Source organism: Streptomyces sp. NPDC022552, from assembly GCF_055561875.1.
The window spans coordinates 1-24,212 of the sequence record NZ_JBVHGJ010000028.1 but is presented as its reverse complement, the minus strand read 5'-3'; the positions used below and the strand labels follow the sequence as shown (position 1 = coordinate 24,212).

Here is a 24,212-nt window from a genome sequence, read left to right as displayed (position 1 = left end):
GTACGGCGGCACCCGACACATCGGGCAGGTCGTCGCCCGGGTCGGCCGCGACAGCGCCCCGGGTGAGCAGGACGAGCGTGGCTTCGGTGTCCGCGCGGGCCAGGAACTCCTGGACGGTGCCGAGGGTCGCGCACACGCGCGCCTCGGTGTCGTCCAGACCGTCGGACCCGTCGGCGGGCGCCGAGGTGACCAGCAGCAGATCGGCCGAGGCCGAAGCGATGTCGGCCGCCCGTACGCAGTCGGCCCCGAGAGCCGCGAGCGCGTCGGCCGCGCCGTACGGGTCGGGTCCCACGACGGCCCAGGTCACCCGGGCGGGCGCCGGTTCGGGGAGTGGGATCCAGTCCACCCGGTGCACCGGTCGCGCCACCGCGGCGCCCGCCGGTGCGTCCGCGGCGAGGGGCCGCAGCACGACACGCCCGACGGAGAGGACCGTCCGGCCTCCGGGATCGAGGGCCAGCAGCTCCACCGCGTCGTCGCCGCGCGGCGAGAGCCGTACGCGGAGCGTGGTGGCGCCGGAGGCCGCCAGGGTCACCTGCGACCAGGAGAACGGCAGTCCGGGCGGTCCTGCGGGTCCGTCCGCCTCGACCGCCCTGACGGCGAGCGCGTGCAGCGCCGCGTCGAGCAGAGCCGGGTGCAGCCCGAAGCGGCCGGCGTCCGCGTGCGCCTGCTCCGGCAGGACGACCTCGGCCCAGAGGTCCTCGCCCGCACGCCAGACGCCGCGCAGCCCCTGGAACACCGGACCGTACTCCAGCCCGGCACCGGCCAACGCCGGGTACAGCTCGTCGAGCGTCACGGCGTGGCCGCCGTCCGGCGGCCAGGACGAAGCCGGGGCGACCACGGGGGCCGCGGCACTCAGAGTGCCGGAGGCGTGCCGGGTCCACGGCTGCCCGTACCAGCCGGTGCCGTCGGAGAGGCGCGAGTGGACGGTGAGCGGACGCCCGCCGTCCTCGTCAGGAGCACCGACCAGGACCTGGAGCTGGACGGACTCCTCCTCCGTCAGTACCAGGGGGGTGTGCAGGACCAGCTCGTCCAGGACGTCGCAGCCCGCCTGGTCGCCGGCGCGCACCGCGAGATCGACGAACGCCGTGCCGGGAACCACGATACGGCCGTGCACCCGGTGCTGGGCGAGCCAGGGGTGCGTGCGGACGGAGAGCCGCCCGGCGAACACCAGGCCGCCGTCGTCGGCGAGTTCGACACCTGCGGCGAGGACGGGGTGCCCGGTCTCCCCCAGCCCGGCGGACACCATGTCACCGGGGCGCGCGGAGACCGACGGCCAATAGCGCTCGGGGACGAAGGCATACGTGGGCAACTCGATACGACGGCCACCGGCCGGCGCGAGCAGGGTGACCCAGTCGACAGGCACCCCGTGCACGTGCAGGGCGGCGAGGGCGCGCAACAGGGCGGCATCCTCGTCCTGGCCCGAGCGCAGGGCCGGCACGACGGTCGCGTCCTCGCGGATCTGCGGGACGAGCGCGGACAGCACCCCGCCGGGCCCGAGTTCGAGGAAGACCCGCACATCGGTGAGGGAGGCGACCGCGTCGGCGAACCGGACAGGCTCACGGATCTGGGCGACCCAGTAGTCCGGAGTGGCCAGGTCCCCGGGAGCGGTGGCGGCGACCGGGATCGTCGGAGAGTGGTACGTCAGCGACTTCGCGACCGCCGCGAACTCGTCGAGCATCGGCTCCATCAGGTGCGAGTGGAACGCGTGCGAAACGGTGAGTCGCTTCACCCGTACGTTCTCCGCCCGGAGCCGCTCCTCCAGCGCGCCGATCGCGTCCGCGTCACCGGAAACCGTCACCGAAGCGGGCCCGTTGACGGCCGCAAGGTCCACACCGTCAGGCAACTCGAGCCCGTCCTCGGCCGCCTCCACGGCCAGCATCGCACCACCCGACGGCAACGCGTCCATCAACCGACCACGCGCCGACACCAGACGGCACGCGTCGTCCAGCGACAGCACCCCCGCCACATGCGCGGCAGCAAGCTCACCGATCGAGTGGCCCACCAGCACGTCCGGGGTCACACCCCAGGACTCCACCAGCCGGAACAACGCCACCTCGACCGCGAACAGCGCAGGCTGCGTGTACGCCGTACGGGCCAGAAGCTCCGCGTCCTCCCCGAACACCACCTCACGCAAAGGCTGTTCGAGGTCGACTCGCCCACACACCTCGTCGAACGCGTCCGCGAACACCGGGAACGCCTCGTACAGCTCACGCCCCATCCCGACCCGCTGCGCACCCTGACCCGAGAACAGAAGGGCCAGGCGCGGTGCGTCGGACGCGACCCGTCCGACGACGGCGTTGCCGAGGTCCCGCAGCGCGGCCGTCGCGCTCTCGCCGTCGGCCGCGAGGACCACCGCGCGGTGCTCCAGCATGCTCCTGGTGGTCGCCAGTGAGTACGCGACATCGGCGAGCCGCCTCCCGGCCAGGGCGGCGCGCAGCCGCTCCGCCTGCGCGGGCAGCGCATCCGCCGTACGGGCGGAGAGCAGCAGCGGCAGCAGCGGCGCATTCTCCGGCGGCGTTCCGTCCGTCACCTCCGGCCCCGCCGGCTCCTCGGCCGGGGCCGCCTCCAGGACCACGTGGGCGTTGGTGCCGCTCACCCCGAAGGAGGAGACACCGGCCCGGCGCGGCCGGCCGGTCTCCGGCCAGGGGCGCGCCTCGGTCAGCAGCTCGACCGAGCCCGCCGACCAGTCGGCCTCGGGGGTCGGCGCGTCGACGTGCAGGGTCGCGGGCAGCGTGCCGTGCCGCATCGCCTGCACCATCTTGATCACCCCGGCGACGCCCGAAGCCGCCTGCGTGTGACCGATGTTGGACTTCAGCGAGCCCAGCCACAGCGGTTCCGCACGGTCCTGCCCGTACGTGGCCAGCAGCGCCTGCGCCTCGATCGGGTCGCCGAGCCTCGTGCCCGTACCGTGCGCCTCCACCGCGTCCACCTCCGACGGCCTCAGGTCGGCGTCGGCTAGCGCCCGGCGGATCACGCGTCGCTGCGCGGGTCCGCTGGGGGCGCTCAGGCCGTTGGACGCGCCGTCCTGGTTGACGGCCGAGCCGCGGACCACGGCCAGCACCTGGTGCCCGTTGCGGCGGGCGTCGGACAGGCGCTCCACCAGCAGCACGCCGACGCCCTCGCCCCAGCCGGTGCCGTCGGCAGCGGCGGCGAAGGGCTTGCAGCGGCCGTCGGCGGCCAGCCCGAGCTGTCGGCTGAACTCCACGAAGGCGGTCGGGGTGGACATGACGGTCACACCACCGGCGAGGGCCATCGAGCATTCCCCGGCCCGCAGCGCCCGCACCGCCAGGTGGAGCGCCACCAGCGACGACGAGCACGCGGTGTCCACCGTGAGGGTGGGCCCCTCGAAGCCGAAGCTGTAGGCCACCCGGCCGGAGAGCACGGCCGCGGCGTTCCCGGCGCCCTGGTGTCCCTCGCTGACATCGGGATCGCCGGCGAGCAGCACCGGGTAGTCCTGGCCGTTGGTGCCCGCGAACACCCCGGTGTCAGTGCCGCGCAGCGCCTCCGGGTCGATGCCGGCCTGCTCGAACACCTCCCACGCGGTCTGGAGCATGAGCCGCTGCTGCGGGTCCATGGCGAGCGCCTCGCGCGGCGAGAGACCGAAGAAGCGGGCGTCGAACTCAGCGACGTCGCGGAGGAATCCGCCCTCGCGGACGTACGAGGCACCCGCGCCACCCTCCGGGTCGTACAGCCGCTCGGTGTCCCAGCCCCGGTCGCCGGGGAACCCGGAGATGCCGTCACGGCCCTCGGCGACCAGACGCCACAGCGCGTCCGGCGAGCTGATGTCACCGGGGAAGCGGCAGGCCATGCCGACGATGGCGATGGGTTCGGCGTCGGAGACCGCGGCCCTGGTCGCCGTGTCGGCCTCGTCGCCATCGGTTCCGCGCACGAGGTCGTCGAGGTGGCCGGCCAGAGCGTCCGGGTTGGGGTGGTCGAAGACGACGGTGGCGGGCAGGGCGAGGCCGGTGGCCTCGGCCAGGCGGTCGCGCAGTTCGACGGCGGTCAGGGAGTCGAATCCCAGGTCGGTGAAGGCCCGGCGGGGACCGACGGCTTCGGTGTCGCGGTGACCGAGCACGGCGGCGACATGCCCGCGGACCAGCTCGGCCAGCTCGCGCCGCCGTTCCTTGGGGGTGAGTGCGGCGAGACGGGCCACCGTCGCGGAAACCGCTCCGGGGTTCCGCTCCGCCGCCGGTCCGGCCGCGCCACCCTGCGGCAGGGTGACGGTGAGGCGGTCGAAGAGCCGCTGGGGCCGCACGGAGGTCATGGCCGGCACGAAGCGGGCCCAGTCCATGTCGGCCACGGCCACGCACACGTCCCCACCGTCCACGGCCGTGCCCAGCGCTTCGAGCGCCTGCGCCGGGTCCATGGCGCGCAGGCCGCGCCGCCGCAGGTAGTCGGCGGTGTCCGCGGCGCCTGCCATGCCGCTGCCGGCCCACGGTCCCCACGCCACCGAGGTGGCGGGCAGTCCGCGGGCGGCGCGCCGCTGGGCGATCGCGTCCAGGGCTGCGTTCGCGGCCGCGTAGGCTCCCTGGCCGCCGCTGCCCCAGACGCCGGCGACCGAGGAGAACAGGACGAAGGCGTCGAGTTCCGTGGTCCGCAGCGCGTCGTCGAGGTGCAGGGCGCCGGTGACCTTGGCGGCCAGCACCTGGGCGATGTCCTGCTCCGAGACGTCGGCGAGGGTGCCGAAGTCGCCGCTTCCGGCGGCGTGCACGACGGCGTTCGGCGGGTGCGCGGCCAGCAGGGCGTCGAGGGCGGCACGATCGCCGATGTCGCAGGCGGCGACGGTGACCTCGGTCCCGGCCGCGGTGAGTTCGGCGGTCAGTTCGGCCATGCCCGGGGCGTCGGCGCCGCGCCGTCCGGCCAGCACCAGGTGCGCTGCGCCGCGGCCCGCGAGCCAGCGGGCGACATGTGCGCCGAGCGCCCCTGTGCCGCCGGTGACGAGCACGGTGCCTCGCGGCCGCCAGGGCGTGGCGGGACGCGGGGGCGCCGGCGTCAGCCTTCGGGCGAGGACGCCGCCCGCGCGCACGGCCACCTGGTCCTCGCCCCGGTGGGTGCCGGCGAGTACGGCGGCCAGGTGGAGCGCGGCGTCGGCGCCGGGGTCCTCCGGCAGGTCGAGCGCGCCGCCCCAGCGGTGCGGTCGCTCCAGCGCGGCCACCCGGCCCATCGCCCACAGCTGTGCCGCGCCCGGGTCGGCGGGCTCGCCGTCGTCGGCCGCCACCGCGCCCTGGGTGAGCACCCAGACGGGGGCGCCGTCCCCGCGTACCGCGCCGGGCAGCGCGGCAAGTCCCCGCGACAGCCCCGGGTGCTCGGGGTGCGGTCGGGGGTCGTACGGGAGGACCAGACCGTCGGCGGACGGATCGGGTACGGCGCCGACGGTGACGGTCGCTCCGTGTGCGCGCAGTGCCTCGGCGCACCAGGTGACCAGCGGGCGGGAGGCCGCGTCGGCTTCAGATTCAGAGTCAGGATCAGTCAGGATCTGCCAAGTGCCGCGCAGCGCGGGCGTCTCGGCCTCCGGCAGCGGTTCCCAGGTGTCGGTGTACCGCCAGTTCGCCGGACCGCCGGTCTCGGGGACGGGAGGCACGGACCAGTAGTGCTCGCGCCGGAACGCGTACGTCGGCAGGTCGACGACCCGGCCGCCCCAGCCGGCGGTGATCGCGGGCCAGTCGAGCGCCGCCCCCGCGGCGTGTGCGGCGGCGATGCCGCGCCACCACGCACCGACCGGCGCGCGATCGGCGCGCTGCAGGGCGATGCATGCCACGTCGTCGTCCGCGTCCAGGCAGGAGCGGACCGCGGCGGTGAGCACTCCGTCCGGGCCCACCTCCACGAAGCGGGTGACTCCCTTGTCCCGCAGCGTCCGTACGGCGTCGGCGAAGCGGACGGGCTCACGGATCTGACCGACCCAGTAGTCCGGGGTCGCCAGGTCCCCGGGCGCGGTGGTGACGACGGGGATCGTCGGGGAGTGGTACGTCAACGACTTCGCGACCGCCGCGAACTCGTCGAGCATCGGCTCCATCAGGTGCGAATGGAACGCATGGGAGACGCTCAGACGCTTCACCCGTACGCCCTCGGAACGCAGCCGCTCCTCCAGTACCGCGATCGCATCCGCGTCACCGGAGACCGTCACCGAGGCGGGCCCGTTGACGGCCGCCAGATCCACCCCGTCGGGCAGATCGAGCCCGTCCTCGGCGGCCTCCACGGCCAGCATCGCGCCGCCCGACGGCAGCGCGTCCATCAACCGCGCCCGCGCGGCGACGAGTGTGCCCGCGTCCTCGAGTGACAGCACGCCGGCGCAGTGCGCGGCGGCCAGTTCGCCGACTGAGTGCCCGACCAGATGACGCGGGACCAGCCCCCAGGACTCGGCGAGCCGGAACAGCGCCACCTCCAGCGCGAACAGCGCGCGCTGGGTGGTACCGGTCCGTTCCAGCGCCGGACCGTCGCCGTACGCCCGGGCATCAAGACCTGCCGCACGGCACGCCTCTGCGAAAGCGTCCGCGAAGACCGGGAAGGCTTCCAGTCCCTGCCCCATGCCGGCCCATTGGGAGCCCTGCCCCGAGAAGAGGAAGGCCGTCCGGCCCGCTCGCGCCGTGCCCGTGACGGCCTGGGGCGCGGTTCCGGACGCGGCCAGCGCGCTCAGCCCGTCCAGCAGTTCACCGCGGTCGGCTCCGAGGACGACGGCACGGTGGTCCAGCGCGGACCGGGTGGTGGCGAGCGAGACGGCGAGATCGACGGAGTCGAGATCGGGCCGCGCGGCGACGTGGGCGTGCAGGCGCTCCGCCTGGGCGCGCAGCGAACCCGCGTCGCGCCCGGACAGCACCCAGGGCACGACGGACGGGGCGACGGACGGAGCGGCGTCCCGCGCCTGTACCGGGCCGGTCTCCGCCTCCGTCTCCTCCTCGGCCGGCGCGCCCTCCAGGATCACGTGCGCGTTGGTGCCGCTCACTCCGAACGAGGAGACGCCCGCCCTCGGCGGGCGCCCGGTGTCGGGCCACGGCCGGTTCTCGGTGAGCAGTTCCACCGCACCCGCCGACCAGTCCACGTGCGGGCTGGGCGCGTCCACGTGCAGAGTGCGGGGCAGCACGCCGTGCCGCATCGCCTGCACCATCTTGATGACCCCGGCCACGCCGGAAGCGGCCTGTGTGTGCCCGATGTTGGACTTCAGCGAACCCAGCCACAGGGGCTCAGCGCGGTCGCGGTCCTTGCCGTACGTGGCGAGCAGCGCCTTGGCCTCGATCGGGTCGCCGAGGGTGGTGCCGGTGCCGTGGCCCTCCACCGCGTCCACCTCGGCGGCCGAGAGCCGGGCCGCGGCAAGCGCGTCCAGGACGACGCGCCGCTGAGCCGGGCCGTTGGGGGCGGTGAGGCCGTTGGATGCACCGTCCGAGTTGACCGCCGAGCCGCGCAGCACCGCCAGTACCCGGTGACCGGCGCGACGCGCGTCGGACAGCTTCTCCAGTAGCACCATTCCGGCGCCCTCGCTCCAGCCGGTGCCGTCCGCAGCCGCCGCGAACGCCTTGCAGCGGCCGTCGCGGGCCAGCCCCCGCTGCCTGCTGAACTCGACGAACGCGGCCGGGGTCGCGATCACGGTCACCCCGCCCGCGAGCGCCATGGTGCACTCGCCCCGGCGCAGCGCCTGCATCGCCAGATGCAGCGCCACCAGGGACGACGAGCACGCGGTGTCCACGGTGACCGCGGGCCCTTCCAGGCCGAGGCTGTAGGCGATCCGGCCGGACAGCACGCTGGTCGCCGTACCGGTGAGCGCATAGCCCGCCGCCTCCTCGGCGACGGGCACACCGGTGCCGTAGCCGGAGGACGCGGCCCCGACGTACACGCCGACCGGCGTGCCCCTGACCCCCTGGGGGGCGATCCCGGCGCGCTCGATCGCCTCCCAGGAGGCCTCCAGGACCAGGCGCTGCTGCGGGTCCATCGCCTGGGCCTCGCGCGGGGAGATGCCGAAGAAGTCCGCGTCGAAGCAGCCCGCGTCATGGACGAAGCCGCCCTGGCGGGAGTAGGAGGTGCCTTCTCCGCGCGAGTCCGGGTCGTAGAGGGCGCCGAGGTCCCAGCCGCGGTCGGCGGGGAAGTCGCTGATCCCGTCACCCCCCGCGGACACCAGGTCCCACAGCGCCTCGGGCGAGTCGATGCCGCCGGGGAGGCGGCAGGCCATCCCGACGATGGCGACCGGTTCGTGCCCGGCGACGGCCAGTTCGCGGTTGCGGATCTTGAGCCGGTCGTTCTCCTTGACCAGCGTGCGCAGGGCTTCGACGTAGCGTCCGTCGGCGGGCGCGGTCATGGTCAGTACTCCCCGTCGTCGGCGGCGACGAGACTCAGCAGGGCCTCGCCGTCCAGTTCGTCCACCGGATGCGCTGTCGCTGTGCCCGCGTCGTCCGGTTCCTCCCCCGCCATGCGCAGCAGGGGTTCGAGCAGTCCGGCCTCCCGGAGCCGGGACAGCGGCACCCGGGCCAGCGCCGCACGGATGCGCTGCTCGCCGTCGGCGGCGCCCGCATCCTCCGTACCGGCCGTGTCCGTGCCGGAGTCCGCTTCCATGCCGCACTCCTCCAGGAGGTGTGCGGCGAGTTCGGCGGGCGTCGGGTAGTCGAAGACCACGGTGGCGGTCAGCGGCAGACCGGTGGCGGCGTTGAGGCGGTTGCGCATCTCCACCGCGGTGAGCGAGTCGAAGCCGAGGTCCCGGAAGGCCCGGTCGGGTTCCACCTCGCCGCTGTGCGCGTGGCCGAGCACGAGTGCGGCCTGCGCCCGTACGAGATCCACGGCGGTGTCGAGCCTGTCGTAATTCGGCAGAGCCAGCAGCCTCTCCCGCAGATCGCCGGCTTCCTCGGGCTTCTCGGCCCCGGAGGAGTCGTCGCCGCCCGTCAGGCCGGCGAGCAGGGGACTGGGCCGGGCGGAGGAGAAGGCCCGGGCGAAAGCGGGCCAGTCGACACCTGCCACGGTCACGGTGGGCACGGTGTCCGCCACCGCGTCGGCGAGAGCGTGCAGCGCCACGTCCGGGTCCATGGCGAGGACGCCCCGGCGCGCGAGTTCGCTCTCCGCTCCCCCGGCCATGCCCTCTCCGCGCCAGGCGCCCCAGGCGACACAGGTCGCGGGCGCGCCACGGGCGGCCCGCCGCAGCGCCAGCGCGTCCAGGCGGGCGTTGGCGGCGGCGTAGGCGGCCTGGCCGGCGCCGCCCCAGGTGGCGGCCACCGAACCGAAGAGCACGAAGGCGTCGAGGTCGCCGCAGAGCGCGTCCAGGTGCTCGGCGCCGTCGGCCTTGCCCGCCCGCGCCGCCGTCAGGTCGTCCTCGGTCAGCTCCGGCAGTCGGCCCAGTCCTCCGACGCCCGCGGCGTGGACGACCGCGTTCGGCGGGTGCTCGGCCAGCAGCGCGGCGACCGCGTCACGGTCGGCGAGGTCGCAGGCGACCACGGCGGTCCGCGCCCCCAGTTCCTCCAGTTCCGCGACGAGTTCACCGGCGCCGGGCGTGGCGGGTCCGCGGCGGCCCGCCAGGACCAGCTGCTCGGCGCCGTTGCGCGCCGCCCACCGGGCGACGTGCGCCCCGAGCGCGCCGGTCCCGCCGGTGATGAGCACGGTGCCACGGGGGCGCCAGGGTGCGGCTGTGACCGGCGGTGCGGGGGCCAGCCGCCGTACGAGCGGGGTGTCCCGGAGCGCGACCTGGTCCTCACCCGTGATCCCGGTGAGGACGCCTGCCAGCGCGGTCCCCGGCACTCCGACCGGGGGCAGGTCGATCAGGCCGCCCCACAGCGACGGGTGTTCCAGCGCGGCCACCCGGCCCAGCGCCCACAGGGCGTGGCCGCCCGCGCCGGGGGGCTCCTCGCCGGGGAGCGCGACGGCGCCACGGGTGACACACCACAGCCGCGTCCCGGTGCCGGCCAGCGCCTGGACGAGGGCGAGGCCGTCGGCCGCGGCGGTCTCGTCGTCCAGGCCGAGCAGCGACAGCACGCCCGTCCAGGGCTGTTCGGCCTCGGCCACCTCCCGTAGACCCGCCGCCGTATCGGTCGCGTCGAGCACCTTCAGGTGCGGAGTACCGCCGCAGCGCCGGATCGCCTCGGCGCACTCGGCCGCCGTCTCCTCGTGCCCGGGGTGGGCCAGCACCAGCCAGCCACCCAACAGGACCGGGTCGGCGGGTACGGCGATGGGGCACCAATCCTCGCGGTACCGCAGGTCCTGGGCGCGCGACCGGCCGTGCCAGCCCGCGAGCACCGGCAGCACATCGCCGAGCCGCTCGCGGTCCTCGTCGCCGTCGACGCCGAGGAGACCGGCCAGGGCTTCCGCGTCGCCGCGACGGACGGTGGACCAGAAGGCGTCGTCGACGACCGGCTCGCCGGTCCCGCCCGACGCGCCGGGCGCGGGGAGCGGCCAGTACCTCTGGTGCTGGAAGGCGTACGTCGGCAGGTCCACGGTACGCCCGCCGAGGCAGCCGAAGACCGCACGCCAGTCGACGTCCGCTCCGTGGGCGTGCGCTCCGGCAACGGCGGCGAACAGCGTCCGGACGCCGTCGATCCCCGCACGCAGGGCAGGGACGGCGGGGAAGTCATCGGCGATGTGCGGGACGAGGGCCGAGAGGGTGGCGTCCGGGCCGAGTTCGAGGAAGACCCGCACATCAGCGAGCGAGGAAACCGCGTCGGCGAACCGGACAGGCTCACGGATCTGACCGACCCAGTAGTCCGGAGTCGCCACGTCCCCGGGAGCGGTGGCGGCGACCGGGATCGTCGGTGCGTGGTACGTCAGCGACTTCGCGACCGCCGCGAACTCGTCGAGCATCGGCTCCATCAAGTGCGAGTGGAACGCGTGCGAAACGGTGAGTCGCTTCACCCGTACGTTCTCCGCCCGGAGCCGCTCCTCCAGCGCATCGATCGCGTCCGCGTCACCGGAAACCGTCACCGAAGCGGGCCCGTTGACGGCCGCAAGGTCCACACCGTCAGGCAACTCGAGCCCGTCCTCGGCAGCCTCCACGGCCAGCATCGCACCACCCGACGGCAACGCGTCCATCAGACGACCACGCGCCGAGACGAGAGCGCAGGCGTCGTCCAGGGAAAGCACTCCGGCCACGTGCGCGGCAGCAAGCTCGCCGATCGAGTGGCCCACCAGCACGTCCGGGGTCACGCCCCAGGACTCCACCAGCCGGAACAACGCCACCTCGACCGCGAAAAGCCCCGCCTGCGCATAGACCGTCCGGGACAGAAGCTCCGCGTCCTCCCCGAACACCACCTCCCGCAAAGGCCGTTCGAGGTCGACTCGCGCACACACCGCATCGAACGCCTCCGTGAACGCCGGGAACGCCTGGTACAGCTCACGCCCCATCCCGACCCGCTGCGCACCCTGACCCGAGAACAGGAACGCCGTGTTCCCACCACGCACCACACCGGAGACGACCTGCGCCGAGGACTCCCCCGCAGCCAGCGCACGCAACCCGGCCGACAGCTCCTCACGGTCGCCACCGATGACGACAGCACGATGCTCCAACGCCGCCCGCCCCGTCGCCAGCGAGTACGCCAGGTCCGCAGGGTGGTGGAGGCCGGCCGGGTCGAGCAAGCGGGCGGCCTGGGCGCGCAGCGCGGCGGCCGAGCGGCCCGACAGCAGGAATGGCCGCGCCCCGGGCAGGACGGGCAGCGGTTGCGCCGGCTCCTCGGCCGGGGCCGCTTCCAGGACCACATGGGCGTTGGTGCCGCTCACCCCGAAGGAGGAGACACCGGCCCGGCGCGGCCGGCCCGTCTCCGGCCAGGGACGCGCCTCGGTCAGCAGCTCGACCGAGCCCGCCGACCAGTCCACCTGCCGGGTCGGCTCGTCCACGTGCAGCGTCACCGGGAGCACTCCCCGGCGGATCGCCTCCACCATCTTGATGACGCCGGCGACACCGGCGGCGGCCTGGGAGTGCCCGATGTTGGACTTCACAGAACCGAGCCACAGCGGCCGTTCCGGGTCACGTCCCTGCCCGTACGTGGCCAGCAACGCCTGCGCCTCGATCGGGTCGCCCAGCGTCGTGCCCGTACCGTGCGCCTCCACCGCGTCCACCTCGGACGCCTCAAGACCGGCCGATGCCAGCGCGGCACGGATCACCCGCTGCTGCGCGGGGCCGTTCGGCGCGGTCAAGCCGCTGGACGCGCCGTCCTGGTTGACGGCCGAGCCACGCACCACGGCCAGCACCTGGTGCCCGTTGCGGCGGGCGTCGGACAGGCGCTCCACCAGCAGCACGCCGACGCCCTCGCCCCAGCCCGTGCCGTCGGCAGCGGCGGCGAAGGACTTGCAGCGGCCGTCGGCGGCACTGCCCTCCTCGAAGCCGAAGCCGGAGAACATCGTGGGCGCGGACATCACGGTCACCCCGCCCGCCAGGGCGAGGTCGCACTCGCCGGCGCGCAGTGCCTGCGCCGCCAGGTGCAGGGCGACCAGCGACGACGAGCACGCCGTGTCCACCGTGACCGCCGGGCCCTGCAGCCCGAAGGTGTAGGAGACGCGGCCGGAGAGGACGCTGCCGGCGTTGGCCGTACCCATGTAGCCCTCGAGCGCCGCGGGGTCGATCACGGACGGGTAGTCGTGATACATCGTGCCGGCGAAGACGCCGGTCCGTCCGCCGCGCAGGGTGCGGATGTCGATGCCGGCCCGTTCGACCGCCTCCCACGAGGCCTCCAGGAGCAGCCGCTGCTGCGGGTCGGTGGCGGCGGCCTCGCGGGGGCTTATGCCGAACAGGGCGGCGTCGAACTCGCCCGCGTCGTACACGAATCCGCCGCGCCGCCCGGGGGCGGACGCCTCCGGTGTGCCCCATCCGCGGTCCGTGGGCAGCGGGCCGAGTGCGTCCGTGCCGGACGCGACGAGCTCCCACAGGTCTTCCGGGGAGCGCACGCCGCCGGGGTACCGGCAGGCCATGCCGATCACCGCGACCGGCTCGGCCGCGCGCTCCTCCAGGTCGCGCACGCGGCGGTTCGCGTCGCGCAGCTCCGCCGTGGCGCGCTTCAGGTAGGCCAGCAGCTTCTCCTGCTGGTCCGGGTTCGTGTCGGCCATGATCTGCTGTCCGCGTCCTCTCACGACGTCTCGAACTCGTTGTCCAGAAGCGCGAAGACCTCGTCCGCCGAGGCGGCGTCCAGGTCCTTCTCCTGCTCGTCCCGGGCGTCCTGCCCGCCACTCCACCGGCCGGCCAGCGCCCGCAGCCGGGCCGCCACCCGGGCCCGGTCCTCGTCGTCGGCCTCGACCTGGTCCAGCCCTGCCTCCAGGCGGGCGAGTTCGGCCAGCAGGCCGTCCACCGCCCGTCCCGGTTCGGGGGCCAGCTCGGTGCGGAGGTGGCGGGCGACGTCGGCGGCCGTCGGATGGTCGAAGACCAGCGTGGCGGGCAGCCTCAGCCCCGTGGCCGCGGAGAGCCTGTTGCGCAGCTCGACCCCGGTGAGGGAGTCCAGGCCCATCTCCAGGAAGCCCCGGTCGGCGTCCACGGCGCCCGCGGAGGCGAAGCCGAGGGCGGCGGCCAGCTGGCCGCGTACCAGGTCGAGCAGGATCCGCCGCTGTTCGGCCTCCGGGGCTCCGGAGAGCCGGGTCCGCAGCGCGGCCGGGTCGCCGGCGCCGGCGGCGGTCCGCTGCTCCTGGCGGGGCGCCAGGACGCGCAGCAGCGGGTGCACCGGGGTGCGACCGCGCAGGGCCGCGGGCTGGAGCGCCACCGGCACCACCAGCGCCCGGCCGGCCGCGCAGCCCGCCGAGAAGGCGGCCATGCCGTCCTCCGTCGTGAGGGCGCCCATGCCGGATCGCGCGACCCGGCGTACGTCGGCCTCGGTGAGCGTTTCGGTCAGTCCGGTGCGTTCGGCCCACGGCCCCCAGGCCAGCGACACGGCGGGCAGCCCGAGCCGGCGGCGGTGCGCGGCGAAGGCGTCGAGGAAGACGTTGGCCGCCGCGTAGTTGGCCTGTCCCGCGCCGCCCAGCACACCTGCGGCGGAGGAGAAGAGGGCGAACGCCGAGAGCTCGCTGTCCCGGGTGAGTTCGTGGAGGTTGACGGCGCCCCGCACCTTGGGCGCGAGCACGCGGGCGACGCTCTCGTCCGTCATGCCGGTGAGCACGCCGTCGTCCAGGACGGCGGCGGTGTGCACCACGGCGGTCAGCGGGTGCGCGTCGGGGATCGTTGCGAGGGTGCGGGCCAGTGCCTCGCGGTCGGCGATGTCGCAGGCGGCCACGGTGGCCTCCGCGCCCAGCTCCGCGAGTTCGGCGACCAGTTCTGCCGCCCCGGGCGCGTCCGGCCCGCTCCGGCTCAGCAGCAGCAGGTGGCGTACGCCGTGGTGCTGGGCCAGGTGCCGGGCGAGGGCGCGGCCGAGGGTGCCGGTGGCGCCGGTGACGAGCACCGTCCCGTCGGACGTGTCCAGGCCGGTGGGTTCCGTCGCTTCGGGGACGGGCATCCGGACCAGTCGGGGCGCGAGGACCCGGCCGTCCCGTACGGCGACCTCGGTCTCGCCCGCGTCCAGTGCGGCGGTGACAGCGGCACGCAGTACGGCGGGGTCGGCGTTGGCCTCGGGCCCGGCGGCCGGGTCCAGGTCGACGAGTACGAACCGGCCCGGGTGCTCGGCCTGGGCGGACCGGATCAGGCCCCGTACGGGTGCGTCGACCAGGTCCGTGAGGTCGTCGTCGCCGGTGGCGACGGCTCCGCGGGTGATCACGGCCAGGGGCTGTGTGGCGTGCTGCTCGTCGGCAAGCCGGTCACGGACCAGGGCGAGGGCCCGGGTGACGGCCGCTTCGACCTCGGCGGCCGGGTCGGCGCCGGGGACACCGTCGGTGAAGGAGGCGACGGCGTACCCGTCGTCGCCGGTCGCGGTGGTCGGGAGCGGCAGCTCGGTCGCCCACTCGACCTGGAACAGGGTGGTGGCCAGGCCGCGCCGGGCGGCGGACAGCTCTGTGCCGACCGGGCGGGCCACCAGGGCGCCAACGCCGCCGGCCGGTGCGCCGGTGTCGTCGTGGAGCGCGAGGCCGACGCCGTCGCCGGACTCGGTGAGCCGCACCCTGAGCACCCTGGACGCGGTGGCGGGCAGGGACACCTCGCGCCACATGAAGGGGAGTTCGGCGGGTCGGTCGGTCCTGTCCCCGTCCCCTTCGCGCATGCCTCGCAGCAGCCCGATGCCGTGCAGGGCGGCGTCGAGGAGTGCCGGATGGAGCGCGAAGCCGTCGGCGGACACGCCGTCGGGGAGCTGCACCTCGGCGAAGAGTTCGCCGTCACGGTGCCAGGCGCCGGTCAGTCCCCGGAAGGCGGGGCCGTAGCTGTAGCCGGCGTCGGCGATGCCCTCGTAGAAGCCGTCGAGCACGAGCGGCTCGGCGCCCGGCGGGGGCCAGGCGGAGAGTGCGGTGGCGGGCTGCGCGGTCTGCGCGGCGGGTGCCAGGGTGCCGCTGGCGTGCCGGACCCAGGGGGCGTCCGGCAGGTCGGCGTCGCGTGCGTGGACGGACACCTCGCGGCGGCCTGCCTCGCCGGGGGAGCCGACCGTGAGCTGCACCGCGACGGAGCCGTGCTCGCCGAGCACCAGCGGTGCGCCCAGGGCCAGTTCCTCCAGCACCGGGCAGCCGGCCTGCGCGCCGGCGTGGAGGGCCATCTCCACGAACGCGGTGCCCGGCAGCAGCACGGTGCCGAGGACGGCGTGGTCGGCCAGCCAGGGGTGCGTGCGCAGCGAGAGCCGGCCGGTGAACACGGTGCTCGCGCCGTCGGCGAGGGTCAGTGCGGCGGTCAGCAGCGGGTGTCCCGTACTGCCCAGGCCCGCCGCGCCGAGATCGCCGGTGCCGGCGGGCGCGGGCTCCAGCCAGTAGCGCTCGCGCTGGAAGGGGTACGGCGGAAGGGCGACGGTCCGTACCGGCAGCCCGGCGAGCGGCGCGGTGAGGTCGGCGGCTCCGCCGTGCACGTGGAGTTCGGCGACGGACAGGAGGAAGCGCTCCATGCCGCCCTCGTCGCGGCGCAGTGTGCCGAGGACGGTGACCTCGCCCGGGTCGAGGCCGGGAATGTCGTCGAGGATCTCACCGAGCGCGGGGGCGAGGACGGGGTGCGGGCCGATCTCCACCAGGAAGCGGGCACCCTGCTCCACCAGTCCGCGCACGCCCCGGTCCAGGTCGACGGGGGTGGCGAGGTTGCGCTGCCAGTATGTGGCGTCGAGGAGTGTGCCGTCCGTCCGTTCCCCGGTGACGGTGGAGTGGAACGGAACGGTGCCCGTGCGGGGTTCGAGGTCGGCGACGAGGCGTGCCAGCTCCTCGGCCATCGGCTCCACCTGGGCGCAGTGCGAGCTGAAGTCCACACGGACCCGGCGGACCCGGACGCCGTCCTGCTCGCAGGCCTCGAGGAAGTCGTCGAGCGCCTGGCGTTCCCCGGCGACGACGGACGACGCGGGGCCGTTGATCCCGGCGAGGGAGAGCCGTGTGCCCCACGGTTCCAGCAGCTCGCGGGTCCTGTCGGGGGACAGGGCCACGGATGCCATGCCGCCCAGGCCGGCCACCGGGAGGAGTACGGTGCCGCGCAGGGCGACGATCCGGGCCGCCTCCGCGCGGGTGAGCGCGCCGGAGACGTAGGCGGCGGCGATCTCGCCCTGCGAGTGGCCGAGGACCATGTCGGGTTCGACGCCGTGCGCACGCCAGAGGGCGACGAGTGCCGCCGTCACGGCGAACAGTACGGCCGGTGTCACGTCGACCCGGTCCAGCGGCGGGGCGCCCTCGGCGCCGCGCAGCACGTCGATCGGCGACCAGTCCACGTGGCGGGCGAGTTCCTCGGCGCACGCGTACAGCTCGGCGGCGAAGACCTCGGAGCTGTCCATCAGTTCGACCGCCATGCCCGCCCACTGGCCTCCCTGCCCTGGGAAGACGAAGGCGACCTTGCCGGGCCGTACGGCGCCGCGGACCAGATGCGGCGCGGCCTCACCGCGGGCCAGGGCGGCCAGCGCGCCGCGACGGACGGTGGCGTCGGCCGCGACGACGACGGCCCGGTGTTCGAGCAGGGCGCGGCCTGCCGTCAGCGAGTGGGCGAGGTCGGCGGGATGGGCGGCGGGGGCGGTGTCCAGGTGCTCCAGGAGTCGGCGGGCCTGGTTGCGCAGTGCTTCCGCGCCGCGGGCGGACAGGATCCAGGGGGCGACCACGCCGTCGAGTTCGGGGGCGCCGCCGGTCACGGGGGCGTCCTCGGACGCCGGGTCGCTGCCGGGCTCGGTGACGCGCTCCGGGTCCTGGCCGGCCTCGGACTGGGGGACGTACTGCTCGAGTACGAGGTGGGCGTTGGTGCCGCTGCCGCCGAAGGACGACACGGCGGCCCGCCGGGGGCGCCCGCCGGTGTCGGGCCAGGGGGTGGTCTGCGTCAGCAGCTCGACCGCGCCCGTGGACCACTCGACGTGCGGGGTCGGCTCGTCGATGTGCAGCGTCTTGGGCAGGATGCCCTCGCGCAGCGACATGACCGTCTTGATGACGCCTCCGACGCCCGCCGCCGACTGGGTGTGCCCGATGTTGGACTTCACCGAGCCCAGCCACAGCGGGCGGTCCTCGGGCCGGTTCCGGCCGTACGTCGCCAGGATCGACTGGGCCTCGATGGGGTCTCCGAGGGTGGTGCCCGTGCCGTGCGCCTCCACGGTGTCGATGTCGTCGGTGTCCAGGCCGGCGTTGGCCAGCGCCTGGCGGATGACCTTCTGCTGGGCGCGACCGCTGGGGGCGGTCAGGCCGTTGGAAGCGCCGTCCTGGTTGACGGCGGTGCCACGGATCAGCGCGAGGACCGGGTGTCCCTTGCGCAGGGCGTCCGAGAGGCGTTCGACCAGGATCACGCCGACCCCCTCGCCCCATCCGGTGCCGTCGGCCGCGGCGGCGAACGGCTTGCACCGTCCGTCGGGTGCGAGGCCGCGCTGGCGGCTGAACTCCGTGAAGGAAGCGGGGGTGGCGAGGACGGCGGCGCCGCCCGCGACCGCCATGTCGCACTCGTTCTGCCGCAGTGCCTGGCAGGCGAGGTGGATGGCCACGGCGGAGGACGAGCAGGCCGTGTCGACGGTGGCGGCGGGTCCTTCGAGGCCGAAGGTGTAGGAGATGCGGCCGGACGCGGCGGCGGTGCCGGTGCCGGCGAGGAAGAAGCCCTCGGCCTCGCTGCCCGCCTGCTGGGCCCCGATGCCGTAGCCGACGAACGACGTGCCGACGAAGACACCGGTCGCGCTGCCTCGCAGGGACGACGGGTCGATCGTGGCGCGTTCCATCGCCTCCCAGGTCGCCTCGAGCAGCAGGCGCTGCTGCGGGTCGGTGGCGACGGCCTCGCGGGGGCTGATGCCGAAGAGGGCCGCGTCGAAGTGGGAGGCGTCCGTGAGGAATCCGCCCTCCTTGACGTAGGAGGTGCCGGGGCGGTCGGGGTCGGGGTCGTAGAGGTTGTCCAGGTCCCAGCCGCGGTCCTGCGGGAAGGGCCCCACGGCGTCGACGCCGTCCAGCACCAGCCGCCACAGGTCCTCGGGCGAGTCGGCGCCGGCGTAGCGGCAGCTCATGCCGATCACGGCCAGCGGCTCGTCCTCGGTGGTGCCGGTGGCGCGGGCCGCGGTGTCCTCGGCCGCCGCCTCCTCGCCGAGCACCTCGGCGAGGAGGTGGGCGGCCAGGTCGGCGGGGGTGGGGTGGTCGAACACCAGGGTGGGCGGCAGTTTGCGGCCCGTGGCGGTCTGCAGGCGGTTGCGCACGTCGACGGCCATCAGCGAGTCGAAGCCCAGGTCGCGGAAGGCGCGGCCGGCCTCGATCTTGGCGGAGTCGGCGTAGCCGAGCGCGGCGGCGGCGTGGCCGCGTACGAGATCCAGCAGGTGCTGGGTCCGCTGCGGCCCGTTCAGTGCGAGCAGCGCGTCGCGCAGGGCGTCGACCTCGCCGGGTCCGTCGGGCTGGGCGGCGGGTGCCGCGAGCGCCGCCTCGGCCTCCGGGATGTCCATGATCAGCGGCCGGGCGCGGGCCGCCGTGTAGCCGGGCGTGAAGCGTTCCCAGTCGATGTCGGCGACGGTCAGGCAGGTCTCGTCGGCGTCCAGTGCCTGGTCGAGCGCCTCGAGGGCGAGGCGCGGTTCCATCGCGTGCAGTCCGCGACGGCCGAGTTCGGCGGCGGCGTGGCCGTCGTCGGCCATGCCGCCCTCGGCCCAGCCGCCCCACGCGACGGCGGTGGCGGACAGGCCCCGGGCCCGCCGGTCCAGGGCGAGCGCGTCGAGCTCGGCGTTGGCCGCCGCGTAGGCGGCCTGGCCCGCTCCGCCCCAGACTCCCGCGCCGGAGGAGAAGAGGACGAACGTGCCGACGTCACCGGCCAGTTCGTCCAGGTGCCGGGCGCCTTCGGTCTTGGCGGCGGCCACCGCGGCGAACTCTGCCTCGTCGCAGTCGGCGAGCGCGGTCGCCTGCGGCACGCCGGCGGCGTGGATCACCGCGTCGGCGGGGTGCTCGGCGAGGAGTGCGGCGACCTGGTTCCGGTCGGTGACGTCGCAGGCGGCGACGATCGTCTCGAGGCCCCGGTCGGTCAGTTCGGCGGCCAGTTCCCGGGCGCCGGGGGTGTCCGGGCCGCGGCGGCCGGTGAGGACGAGCTTGTGTGCGCCCCGGTCGGCCATGTGGTGTGCGAGATGCCGTCCGATGCCGCCGGTGCCGCCGGTGATGAGCACGGTGGAGCCGGGCTGCCAGGACCGCACCGGGGTGCTCCGCGGTGCCCGGACCATGCGGCGGACGAAGACCCCGGCGGGGCGGAGCGCCAGCTGGTCCTCCGTACCGGAGCCGTCGGACTCCCCGGGGCTCGCGGGCTGCCGAGCGAGCAGCCGCAGCAGCCGGTTCAGGACCCGGTCGTCGGGTTGTTCGGGCAGGTCGACGAGGCCGCCCCAGCAGTCGGGCCGTTCCAGTCCGGCCACCAGGCCCAGCCCCCAGGTGGCGGCCTGCGCGGTGTCCCGTACCGGGTCCACGCGGCCGACGGAGACGGCGCCGCTGGTGATCAGGAAGTGCGGGACCGGGGTTGGGCGGGCGGCCGCGGTGCGCAGCAGGGCGAGGTTCTGCGCGGCTCCGGTGCTGATGCCCGTGTGCTCGGGGTGCGGGCGGGAGTCGAGGGCGAGCAGTGAGATCACCCCGGACAACGGCTCTTCCTCGGACGGTCCGGCGGGCGCGGTCACACGGGCCTCGCCGCCGGCCTGCTCGACCAGTGCGGCGAGCCGGGCGGCCAGTTCCTCCTGTGCCGGGCCGGCGACGATCGCCCAGGTGCCGGTCAGCGCGGGCCTTGCGGGGCCGGTGAGGGGCAGCGGCTTCCACTCCACCCGGTAGCGCCAGCCGTCCACCGTGGACCGGTCGTGGGAACGCCTCCGCCACGCCGCGAGCGCGGGCAGTACGGGGGCGAGAGCGTCGGTGCCCAGGGACTCGGCGAGCGCCTCGGTGTCGCCGTCCTCCACGGCGGCCCAGAACCGGCCTTCCTCGGCCGTGCCGCTCCCGGCAGGGACGGTCGTCTCCTCGGGGGCGGGCTCCCACCAGTAGCGGTCCCGCTGGAAGGGGTAGGTGGGCAGGTCCACGGCGGCGCCGTGGGACGGCCAGGCGGGTTCGACGCCCCGGGTGAACGCCTCGGCGAGCGAGACGGAGAACCGTTCGAGGCCGCCCTCCTCGCGGCGGAGCGAGGTCAGCAGCACGGGGTCGGGTGCGCCGGCGTCCTCGGCGGTCTCCTGGACGGACCCGCCGAGCGCCGGGTGGGGGCTGCACTCGACGAAGACGCCGAACTCGTCGGCGAGCAGGGCGCGCGTGGCCGGGGCGAACTGCACGGTCTGCCGCATGTTGCGGTACCAGTACTCCGCGTCCAGCGTCGTGGTGTCGAGCAGGCCGCCGGTGACCGTGGAGTAGAAGGGGATACGGGAGGCGCGCGGCCGGACGGGTGCCAGGACCTCGAGGGCCTCCTCGCGCAGCGGTTCGACGACGACCGAGTGCGCCGCGCCCTTGATGCGGAGCTTGCGGCAGCGGACGCCCTCGGCCTCCAGCCTGGCGAGGAACTCGTCCAGCGGTGCCTCGTCGCCGGCGACGGAGACGGACGACACGCCGTTGACGGCGGCGATGCTGAGCGCGCCGGACCAGCGCTCCAGCCGCGCCTCGGCCTCGTGCGCGGGCAGCGAGACGGAGGCGATCGCGCCCCGGCCGACCACCCGGGACAGCAGACGGCTGCGGTGGGTGACGATCCGCGCGGCGTCCTCCAGGGTGAGGGCTCCGGCGAGGTGGGCGGCGGCGATCTCGCCCTGCGAGTGGCCGACCACGGCCTCCGGCTCGACGCCGTGTTCGCGCCAGAGCCCGGCGAGCGCCACCATCATCGCGAACAGCACGGGCTGGATGACCTCGACCCGGCTGAGGTCAGCGGCTCCGGGCCGGCCGCGCAGCGTGTCCTCGACCGACCAGTCGAGGTGTTCCTCCAGCGCCTGGGCGCAGGCGCGCAACGTGTCGCGGAAGGACGCGGACTCGTCCAGCAGCCGGTCGGCCATGCCGGGCCACTGCGAGCCCTGGCCGGGCAGGACGAACGCCACGCGGCCGGTGCGCGCCGCCGTCCCCGTCACCAGTCCCGGCGCGGGTGCGCCGTCGGCGAGGGCGGTCAGCCGCTCGCGGTGGCCGGGACCGAGGAGGACGGCTCGGTGCTCGAAGCGGGAGCGGCCGGCGGCCAGCGAGTGGGCCACGTCGCGGTCGGAGAGCGCGGGGTGGGTGTCGAGGTGGTCGGCGAGCCGCCGTGCCTGGGCGCGCAGGGCGTCGGGGGTACGCGCGGAGAGCAGCCAGGGCAGGTCGACCGGCGATACCGCGTCGGTCCCCGGCTCGGAGTCGGGCTCGGTGTCGGGCACGTCCGTGGCCGGCTCCGGCTCCGGAAGGGCCTGCTCCAGGATGGTGTGGGCGTTGGTCCCGCTCATGCCGAACGACGAGACGGCCGCTCGGCGCGGGCGGCCGGCGTCCGGCCACTCCAGGCTTCCGGTCAGCAGCCGGACGCCGCTGTCGTCCCAGTCCACGTGCCGGCTGGGTTCGGTGATGTGCAGGGAGCGCGGCAGCACACCGTGGCGCAGGGCCATCACCATCTTGATGATCCCGGCGACGCCGGCGGCCGACTGGGTGTGCCCGATGTTGGACTTCACCGACCCCAGCCAGAGCGGCTGTTCCTCGTCCCGTCCGCGCCCGTACGTGGCCATCAGGGCCTGGGCCTCGATGGGGTCGCCGAGTTCCGTCCCGGTGCCGTGCGCCTCGACCGCGTCCACGTCGGCGGTGTCGAGGCCCGCGTCGGCGAGCGCCGCACGGATGACGCGCTGCTGGGCGGGTCCGTTGGGCGCGGTGAGGCCGTTGGACGCGCCGTCCTGGTTGACCGCGCTGCCGCGTACCAGGGCGAGGACCGGGTGTCCGTTGCGGCGCGCGTCGGAGAGCCGTTCGACCAGGAGCATTCCGACGCCCTCGCCCCAGCCGGTGCCCTCGGCATCGGAGGAGAAGGCCCGGCAGCGGCCGCCGGGCGCGAGCGCGCCGCCCTGCGCGGCGTCGGCGAACATGCTGGGCGTCGTCATGATCGTGGCGCCGCCCGCCAGCGCCATCGTGCACTCGCCGCGGCGCAGCGCGCCGATGGCCAGGTGCAGCGCCACCAGCGACGACGAGCACGCGGTGTCCACGGTCACCGCCGGTCCTTCGAGCCCGAACGTGTAGGCCAGCCGACCGGAGATGACGCTCGTCGCGGTGCCGGTGAGCATGTGCGGGCGGGAGCCCTCGGGTACGTCGAACCGTCCGATGCCGTAACCGGAGGTGGCCGTGCCTATGTACACGCCGGTGGAACTGGCGCGCAGCCGCGCCGGATCGACGCCGGCTCGTTCGAAGGCTTCCCACGAGGTCTCGAGGAGCAGCCGCTGCTGCGGGTCCATGGCCAGCGCCTCGCGCGGGGAGATGCCGAAGAAGGCCGGGTCGAATCCGGCGGCCTCGTAGAGGAAGCCGCCCTCGAAGGTCCGGCGGTCGCCGGGCTCCTCGGTCTCGCCGTAGAGGGTGGCCAGGTCCCAGGCCCGGTCGGTGGGGAAGTCGCCGATGACGTCGGTCTCGTCGGCGACGATCCGCCACAGGGCCTCGGGGGTGTCGGCCCCGCCGGGGAAGCGGCAGGCCATACCGACGATCGCGATGGGGTCGTCGTCGGCCGCTGCGGGGTTCGGGGCGGGCGCGACAGGCACCGGGGCGGCGGAGTCGCCGAGGATCTCCGTCACGAGATGGGCGGCGAGTGCCTCGGGAGTCGGGTGGTCGAACACCAGCGTGGCGGGCAGCCTGCGGTCGGCCGCCTGGCCGATCCGGTTGCGCAGCTCCACCGAGGTCAGCGAGTCGAAGCCGAGGTCCTTGAACGGCCGCGACGGGTCCACCGCCTCCGGTGAGGCGAAGCCGAGCACCGCCGCGACCTGGCCGCGGACGAGTTCGAGCGCGGTACGGGCCCGGTCCTCCTCGGGCAGTCGGCGCAGTCGCTCGGCGAGCCCGCCCGAGGCTGCGGAGCGGTCGGCGACCCGCCGGGCGGGGCGGGCCAGGCCGTGCAGCAGTGGCGGCAGCGCCGCCGGGGAGGCGGCGAGCCGGGCGGTGTCCAGCACGGCGGGGAGCAGCGCCGGGCCGGGCAGTGCCAGGGCGGTCTCCAGCAGGCCGAGGCCGCGCTCGGGGCTCAGCGGCGGGAAGGCGGAGCGGCTGATGCGGGCGGCCTCGGACTCGGTGAGGGTGTCGGCCATGCCGCCGACGCCGGTCCAGGCGCCCCAGGCGAGGGAGAGCGCGGGCAGGCCGCGGGCGTGCCGGTGGTGGGCGAGCGCGTCCAGGTAGGCGTTGGCCGCCGCGTAGTTGGCCTGCCCGGGGCTGCCGAGGGTGCCGGATATCGAGGAGTACGTGACGAACGCGGCCAGGTCGGCACCGGCGGTCGCCTCGTGCAGGACGGCGGCCGCGGTCTTGGGCGCGAGGACGGCCGCGAGGCGGTCCTCGGTGAGCGTGTCGACCAGGCCGTCGTCGAGGACGCCGGCCGCGTGCACGACGGCGGTGAGCGGATGCTGCTCCGGGATGCCGGCGAGCAGGGCGGCGAGCGCTTCGGGGTCGGAGACGTCGCAGGCCGCGACCGTGACGTCGGCGCCCAGGGCGTGCAGTTCTGCGGTCAGCGCTTCCACGCCGTCGGCTTCGGCGCCGCGTCTGCCGGTCAGCAGCAGGTGACGCGCGCCGTGTTCGAGAACCAGGTGGCGGGCGGTGAGTGCGCCCAGTGCGCCCGTGCCACCCGTGACAAGGACCGTGCCCTCCGCATCCCACTCCCGCGGCACCGACAACACGAC

Annotated in this window: 3 protein-coding genes; all 3 read right to left on the bottom strand. The window is 75.1% G+C overall.

Annotated elements, in window-relative coordinates; all coding sequences use genetic code 11:
* Window positions 1–8,284: SDR family NAD(P)-dependent oxidoreductase (locus ACZ3OF_RS35745; RefSeq protein ID WP_467309015.1), on the bottom strand; the 8,284-nt coding region annotated here is incomplete at its 3' end.
* A 2-nt stretch (window positions 8,285–8,286) separates the two neighbouring features.
* On the bottom strand, window positions 8,287–13,023 hold the full coding sequence (locus ACZ3OF_RS35740; protein ID WP_467309013.1) for a type I polyketide synthase: 4,737 nt from the start codon (window positions 13,021–13,023) through the stop codon (window positions 8,287–8,289).
* Window positions 13,020–24,212 (bottom strand): type I polyketide synthase (locus ACZ3OF_RS35735; protein ID WP_467309012.1); only part of this gene is annotated, 11,193 nt, incomplete at its 5' end. The genes ACZ3OF_RS35740 and ACZ3OF_RS35735, both read right to left, overlap by 4 nt.